The sequence below is a fragment of the Collimonas sp. OK412 genome (assembly GCF_900112135.1).
Lineage (GTDB): Bacteria > Pseudomonadota > Gammaproteobacteria > Burkholderiales > Burkholderiaceae_D > Collimonas > Collimonas rhizosphaerae.
Window position 1 is genome coordinate 82,539 of the sequence record NZ_FOLC01000020.1, and the last position, 6,898, is coordinate 89,436.

Here is a 6,898-nt window from a genome sequence, read left to right on the forward strand (position 1 = left end):
GCAAATAAAGTCTGGTGGACTGGGTCAAAACGGATCAGCTGCGGGTAGCAGCCGGCTCCGGGGTTTCTGGTGTATCTGGCGTAATCAGTTGCTGCAGGGCGATTTCAAAAGCGACTTTGGCGATGCCGGTGCGGCTGGCCGAACGCGCATGGCATTTCTCCAGCGCCGCGGCCACGGTGGCCGAGACATCGCCGAAGATCGCTTCGTCCGAAATTTCAACCTCGCTTTGCATCAGGAACGCAAAAGCGCGCGCCATGCCGCAGTTGGCGACGAAATCCGGGATCACGGCAACCTTGGCGTCGGCATCTTCATAGATCGGGCCGTAGAAAATATCGCTGTCGGCAAACGGCACGTTGGCGCCGCTCGCGACCACTTCAAGGCCGTGGGCGACCATCTGCTCCACCTGTTCCTGCCTGACCAGGCGCGAGCCGGCGCAAGGCAGGAAGATGTCCGCGCCGACGCTCCAGATCGCCGCATTGCATGCCTCGAACGACAGCATGCCGTCGGCGATCAGCTGGTTGCCCTGCTTGGCCAGGAACAAGGCATGCACTTCGTCATGGCTGTAGCCATCGGCTTTCACCAGGCCGCCATTGCGGTCGATGATGCCGACCACGCGTGCGCCGGCCTTCGACAGGTAATACGCCGCGGTCGAACCGACATTGCCCCAGCCCTGCACGATCACGCGCTTGCCTGCCACGCTGCCGCCATACAGGCGGTAGTAGTGCAATACGGACTCCGCGACGCCCCAGCCGGTGATCAGGTCCGCCACCAGGTACTTGCGGCCGGCGGCCGGCGTATAGCGCGCGTCTTCCACCACCTTGGCCACGCCCATCCGCAACTGGCCGACCTTCTGGATGCGGGCGCTGTCGCTCGGCTGGAAATGGCCGTTGACGATGCCTTCCTGCGGATGCCACAGGCCGTAGCTCTCGGTCATCGGGATCACTTCGTGGACTTCATCGACATTGAGGTCGCCGCCGGTGCCGTAATAGGTTTTCAGCAAAGGCGTGACTGCCTTGTACCAGCGCCGCAGCACGCCATCCTTGCGCGGATCGGCCGGATCGAAATCGATGCCCGACTTGGCGCCGCCGATGGCCGGGCCGGAGACGGTGAACTTGACTTCCATGGTCTTGGCCAGCGATTCCACTTCGCGCCGGTCCAGGCCGCTGCGCATGCGGGTGCCGCCGCCGGCGGCGCCGCCGCGCAGCGAGTTGATGACGATCCAGCCGCGCGCCGGGGTCTCCGCGTCATGCCATTCAAAGACGATTTCCGGCGCCCTGCTTTCAAACGCATTCAATAAAGCCTTCATGTTTCTCCTGTCTGGGTTTTCTGCGCTGCTGCCCGGTCAGCCCAGCAACAGCTTGTCGTCATCGATTTTTTCGCCGCGCGTGGTTTCGAACATGCGCAGCAGGTCAGGCACATCCATGCCCTTGCGCTGCTCGCCGTGCACGTCCAGGATCACCTTGCCTTCGTGCAGCATCACGGTGCGCGTGCCATAGTCGAGCGCCTGGCGCATGCTGTGCGTCACCATCATCGCCGTCAGTTTTCCCGATTCGACGATCTTTGCCGTCAGGCTCAGGATGAAGGCCGCGGTTTTCGGATCGAGCGCGGCGGTGTGTTCGTCCAGCAGCAAGATGCGCGACGGCTGCAGCGAAGCCATCAGCAGGCTGACGGCCTGGCGCTGGCCGCCTGACAGCAGTCCCATGCGATCGGACAGGCGGTTTTCCAGGCCCAGGCCAAGGATGCTGAGCTTTTCGCGGAACAGTTCGCGCATCGGGCGGTTCAAGGAAAAACGCAGGCCGCGCGGGCTGCCGCGCTTCCACGCCAGCGCCATGTTTTCTTCAATCGTCAGGCTCTCGCAGGTGCCCGCCATCGGGTCCTGGAATACCCGCGCCACCAGGTCGGCGCGCTGCCAGCTGGAGCGGCGGGTGGCATCGGTGCCGTCGATGGTGATGCTGCCGCTGTCGACCATCAGGTCGCCGCTGACGGCATTGAGCATGGTCGACTTGCCGGCGCCATTGGAGCCGATCACCGTCACGAACTGCCCTGACGGAATCTCCAGCGATAGCCCGCGCAGCACCTTGTTTTCGATAGGCGTGCCGGGATTGAAAGTGATTTCCAGGTTATTCAGCTGCAGCATCAGTTTTCTCCTTCCTGGGTTGCCGGCACAACGCTGCCGCCGGAAGGTTTGAGTTTTCCATTGCCGCGCTTGCGGCCGAAGCTGCGCTTGAAATTAGGTATCAGCAGCGCAAAGCCGACCAGCAAGGCTGTCACCAGATTCAGGTCCTGCGCCTTGAGGCCGATGAAATCCATGTCCAGCGCCAGCGCGATGAAAAAGCGATACAGCACGGCGCCGAAGATGCAGGCCGCGGTGGTGATCACCAGGCTGCGTGCCGGCACCACGGTTTCGCCGATGATCACGGCAGCCAGTCCGATCACGATGGTGCCTATGCCCATCGAAATATCGGCGCCGCCCTGGGTCTGCACGAACAGCGCGCCGGCCAAGGCCACGAGCGCGTTCGAAATCGCCAGGCCCCATACGGTCTGGCGGTTGGTGGAGATGCCCTGGGCACGCGCCATGCGGGCATTGCCGCCGGTGGCGCGCATGGCCAGCCCGGTCTCGGAGGCAAAAAACGCATCCAGCAAGAGCTTGGCGATCAGCACGATCACCAGCATCACCAGTGGCTGCACCCAGTAGTCCGGCAGGTCGCCGATACTGGTCATGCTGAACACCGTCGGCTCGCTGATCAGCGCTACGTTGGGTTTGCCCATGATGCGCAGGTTGACCGAATACAGTGCAATCATCACCAGGATGCTGGCCAGCAATTGCATGATCTTCAGGTATACATTCAGGCAGGCTGTCACGCAGCCCGCCAGTCCGCCGGCCAGCAGCGCGATGAAGGTGGCCAGGAAAGGATTCCAGCCGGAGACAATCAGGGTTGCGGCAACTGCGCCGCCGAGGGGAAAACTGCCGTCGACCGTCAGGTCGGGAAAATTGACGACACGGAAAGACAAGAACACGCCAAGCGCGACCAGGCCGAAAATCAGGCCTATCTCAATGGCGCCTAGCGAAGCGATGAGCGACATAAACTTCCTTCAATAAGCTCGGGACCGCCCTGCCGGCAAGGCGGCAGGCGGTTCACCAACAAAACAGAATCACCAGCGATGCAGCAAGCGGATGGCAGAGTCATCCGCGCGCATCTTATTGCTCGACCACCTTGGCCGACTTGACCAGGTCAGCCGGCAAGGTCAGGCCCTGTTTCAGCGCAGCTTTAGGATTGACGTAGAGTTCGAATGTCGTGCTGGTTTGCGAAGCGATCGTGCCGGCGGCTTCGCCCTTCAGGATGCGCACCACGATCTTGCCGGTCTGGCGGCCGAGGTCGTAGTAGTTGAGGCCGATGGCAGCGGCGGCGCCGCGTTTCACCGCGCCGGTATCGGCAGCAACCACGGGCAGCTTGGCCTGTTCCGCTACCTTGACGATGCCTTCGAAGGCCGACATGACGTTGTTGTCGGTCGGCGCGTAGATGACGTCGACCTTGCCTACCAGGCTTTGCGTAGCGCTAGGCACATCGATGGTGCGGGCGGCGGCGCCTTCGACCAGGGTCAGGTCGGTGCCGGCCAGCAGTTTCTTGAGCGATTCGACGATGGATACCGAATTGGCTTCGCCCGGGCTGTAGATCACGCCGATGCGCTTGGCTTTCGGCGCCACCTTGCGGATCAGTTCGATCTGCTTGTCCAGCGGCGACATGTCGGAAACACCGGTGACGTTGGTGCCGGATGCATCCCAGCTCTTCACCAGCTTGGCGGCGACCGGATCGGTCACTGCAGCGTATACGATAGGCACGGTCTTGGTGGCGGCCACCAGCGCCTGGGCTGAAGGAGTGGCGATCGCGACCGCGACATCCGGCCGGCTGCCGGCATACTTGCGGGCGATCTGCGACGCCGTGGCGTTGTTGCCTTGCGCGCTTTGATATTCGAACTTCAGGTTCTTGCCCGCTTCATAGCCGGCCGCCTTCAACTCGTCCTTGACGCCGTCGCGCACAGCGTCGAGCGCCGGATGTTCAACGATGGCCGTGACCACTACCGTTTTATCTGCGGCATACGCCGCGGAAGCGGATACGCCCGCCAGGCTCAGCAAGACCAGGGATGCAATAGCGGAACGCAAGAAAGGAAATTTCATGACTTTGTCTCCAAATGAGTCAGTTTGGTTGCCGGAAATCGGCTTCTTTATTATATTGCAACAGGGACTTGCTTCGTACTGCTCCCCCTGCGGCGCCATGTGTTATTTTGAAAAAAGTATAGCTTTTAACGCTCAAAATTGGCTTGCGACTTGAGGCCGATGTTTACCCGGTTATGAAATATAATTTCGTAGAAAATACGCAAATCGAGAATAAATTGCACAAAATAGACATCGATCAAATCGACCGCAAAATGTTGACTTTTCTGCAGCAGAACGGCCGCGTATCCAACCTGGAGCTGGCGCAGGCAGTCAACCTGTCGGCGCCGCAGTGCCACCGCCGCCATCGACGGCTGGAAGAAGCAGGTTTTATCGTACGCTATGAAACCCGCCTGAATCCAGCCAGCCTGGGCCTGTTCGTGATCGCCTTTGTCCACGTCTCGATGGAAAAAGGACACATCAACGACTTGTCCGGCTTCAAGAGCGCTATCAACGAATGGCCGCAGATCCTGGAATGTTACTCGGTAACCGGCGACTTTGACTATGTGCTCAAGGTCACCGCCCACGACCTCAAAGAGCTGTCGGATTTTCTGATGGAAAAACTGATGCGCATGCGCGGCGTCAGCGGCGTGCGGTCCAGCGTCTGCCTGGATGAAATCAAGTCGACCAACATGCTGCCCTTGCCTCCGGCATGAACAAACCCGCTCGCCAATGATAAAAGGCCGCACCCTTGTGGGATGCGGCCTTCATGGCCCCTGGCGAGATAACACCAGAGGCTTGCCGGCTAGCCGGCGTTCAATAAACTTTCAATCCTGCAAATCAGGCCACCTTGGCTTCGAAGAATTGTTCATCTTCGGTCGAACCGTGCAAGGCGGTAGTCGATGACTGGCCTTGCTGGATCGCCTGGGTCACCGCATCGAAATAACCGGTGCCGACTTCGCGCTGGTGCTTGACTGCGGTGAAGCCCTTGTCGGCGGCGGCGAACTCTGCTTCCTGCAGTTCGACGAAAGCGGACATCTGGTTGCGGGCATAACCGTGCGCCAGGTTGAACATCGAGTAGTTCAATGCGTGGAAACCGGCCAGCGTGATGAACTGGAACTTGTAGCCCATCGCGCCCAGCTCTTTCTGGAACTTGGCGATGGTGGCGTCGTCCAGGTTCTTTTTCCAGTTGAACGATGGCGAGCAGTTATACGCCAGCATCTTGCCTGGGAACTTGGCATGCACCGCTTCCGCGAATTTCTTGGCGAAAGCCAGGTCCGGCTTGCCGGTTTCGCACCACACCAGGTCGGCGTACGGCGAGTAAGCCAGTGCGCGCGAGATGGCCTGGTCGATGCCTGGGCGGGTCTTGTAAAAACCTTCTACCGTGCGTTCGCCCGTCAGGAACGGCTTGTCGTTTTCGTCGACATCCGAAGTCAGCAGGTCAGCCGCTTCCGCATCGGTGCGGGCGATCACCAGGGTCGACGTGCCGGAAACGTCGGCCGCCAGGCGCGCCGCGTTCAGCTTCTCAACCGCTTCACGGCTTGGCACCAGCACCTTGCCGCCCATGTGGCCGCATTTCTTGACCGAGGCCAGCTGGTCTTCGAAGTGAACGCCGGCAGCGCCGGCATCGATCATCGACTTCATCAGTTCATAGGCGTTCAGCACGCCGCCGAAACCGGCTTCCGCATCCGCCACGATAGGCGCGAAGAAGTCGATATCGTTTTTGCCTTCCGACCATTGAATCTGGTCGGCGCGCTGGAATGTATTGTTGATGCGCTTGACTACCAGCGGCACCGAGTTGGCTGGGTACAGCGACTGGTCAGGATACATTTCGCCGGCCAGGTTGGCGTCGCCCGCGACTTGCCAGCCCGACAGGTAGATCGCTTTCAAGCCTGCCTTGACTTGCTGCATCGCCTGGTTGCCGGTCAACGCGCCGAGGGAGTTGACGAATGGTTCTTCGTGCAGCAACTTCCACAGCTTGTCGGCGCCGCGCTTTGCCAGCGTGTGTTCGATCTGCACCGAACCGCGCAGACGTACGACGTCTTCTGCAGAATAATTGCGGGTAACGCCCTTCCAGCGTGGATTTTCGGCCCAGTCCTTGGCCAGTGCGGCAACTTGCTGTTCACGTGTAGTCATCGTCGTTCTCCTGTTAAAAACAAAAAGTAAAATCAAATCCGATGACTAAATAGTAGGCTTATCTGTGCGAGGCAACAATGTCTTATATAAGATATATAAGTATTTTTATTTCATTTAAATTCAATGACTTAACTTTCATTTTTTGCGATATGAAATAAAATCCCTGAGAGTGAAATATGAAAATGGTGCTTCGCATTTCACAATTCCACATTATGAAATGCATGTCGTATCCTGAAATATGCGAAAAAAAAGAGGGAGCAAGCTCCCTCCAGGTTGCTGACAAAGCCTTCCGAAATTGGAAGGCTTTTTCTATAATGGGGCATGCTAAAAATCCCTGCACCGTACCAGCACGAACTGGAGATGGTGACACTGGAAAGCCTGGTGCCCAGTGATCATCTACTACGTAAGATCGCTGCGGCGGTCGATTTCGATTTTATCCGTGAGAAGGTAGCGCACCTGTACTGCGCCGATAACGGGCGTCCGGCGCTCGATCCGGTAGTGTTGTTCAAACTCTTATTCATTGGCTATCTGTTTGGCGTACGCAGTGAACGGCAGTTGATGCGCGAAGTACAAGTGAACGTTGCGTATCGCTGGTTCGCCGGTTTCAGG

At 59.0% G+C, this 6,898-nt stretch carries 8 protein-coding genes; 3 read left to right on the top strand and 5 right to left on the bottom strand.

The window, feature by feature from the left end; all coding sequences use genetic code 11:
* Positions 1 to 34: 34 nt before the first annotated feature.
* From BM062_RS18930 to BM062_RS18945, 4 genes are all read right to left on the bottom strand, one after another.
* Positions 35 to 1,306 carry a Glu/Leu/Phe/Val dehydrogenase dimerization domain-containing protein gene (locus BM062_RS18930; RefSeq protein WP_092399682.1) on the bottom strand — a complete coding sequence of 424 codons (1,272 nt, stop codon included), beginning with the start codon at positions 1,304 to 1,306 and terminating at the stop codon, positions 35 to 37.
* Between the two features lie 36 nt (positions 1,307 to 1,342).
* Entirely contained in the window at positions 1,343 to 2,137 is a 795-nt protein-coding gene (locus BM062_RS18935) for an ABC transporter ATP-binding protein (protein ID WP_092399684.1), read from the bottom strand.
* Positions 2,137 to 3,084 (bottom strand): ABC transporter permease, encoded by a 948-nt coding sequence (locus BM062_RS18940; protein ID WP_092399686.1) that lies wholly within the window; start codon positions 3,082 to 3,084, stop codon positions 2,137 to 2,139. The genes BM062_RS18935 and BM062_RS18940 overlap by 1 nt, the downstream gene beginning before the upstream one ends.
* A 115-nt stretch (positions 3,085 to 3,199) precedes the next feature.
* Positions 3,200 to 4,177 (bottom strand): ABC transporter substrate-binding protein, encoded by a 978-nt coding sequence (locus tag BM062_RS18945; RefSeq protein WP_092399688.1) that lies wholly within the window; start codon positions 4,175 to 4,177, stop codon positions 3,200 to 3,202.
* On the opposite strand from BM062_RS18945, the gene BM062_RS25665 reads away from it, so the two are divergent.
* Together BM062_RS25665 and BM062_RS18950 are read left to right on the top strand one after the other, a co-directional pair.
* On the top strand, positions 4,176 to 4,331 hold the full coding sequence (locus BM062_RS25665; RefSeq protein WP_175501085.1) for a hypothetical protein: 156 nt from the start codon (positions 4,176 to 4,178) through the stop codon (positions 4,329 to 4,331). The genes BM062_RS18945 and BM062_RS25665 overlap by 2 nt on opposite strands.
* A gap of 61 nt (positions 4,332 to 4,392) precedes the next feature.
* A complete protein-coding gene (locus BM062_RS18950) occupies positions 4,393 to 4,869 on the top strand; it encodes an Lrp/AsnC family transcriptional regulator (RefSeq protein WP_092399704.1) in 477 nt (158 codons plus the stop codon).
* Positions 4,870 to 4,993: 124 nt separating this feature from the next.
* Here the strand turns inward: BM062_RS18950 and aceA are convergent, their stop codons facing one another.
* Positions 4,994 to 6,289 carry an isocitrate lyase gene (gene aceA / locus BM062_RS18955; RefSeq protein WP_092399690.1) on the bottom strand — a complete coding sequence of 432 codons (1,296 nt, stop codon included), beginning with the start codon at positions 6,287 to 6,289 and terminating at the stop codon, positions 4,994 to 4,996.
* Between the two features lie 321 nt (positions 6,290 to 6,610).
* Here aceA and BM062_RS18960 point away from each other — a divergent pair.
* Positions 6,611 to 6,898: transposase (locus BM062_RS18960; protein ID WP_139220122.1), on the top strand; the 288-nt coding region annotated here is incomplete at its 3' end.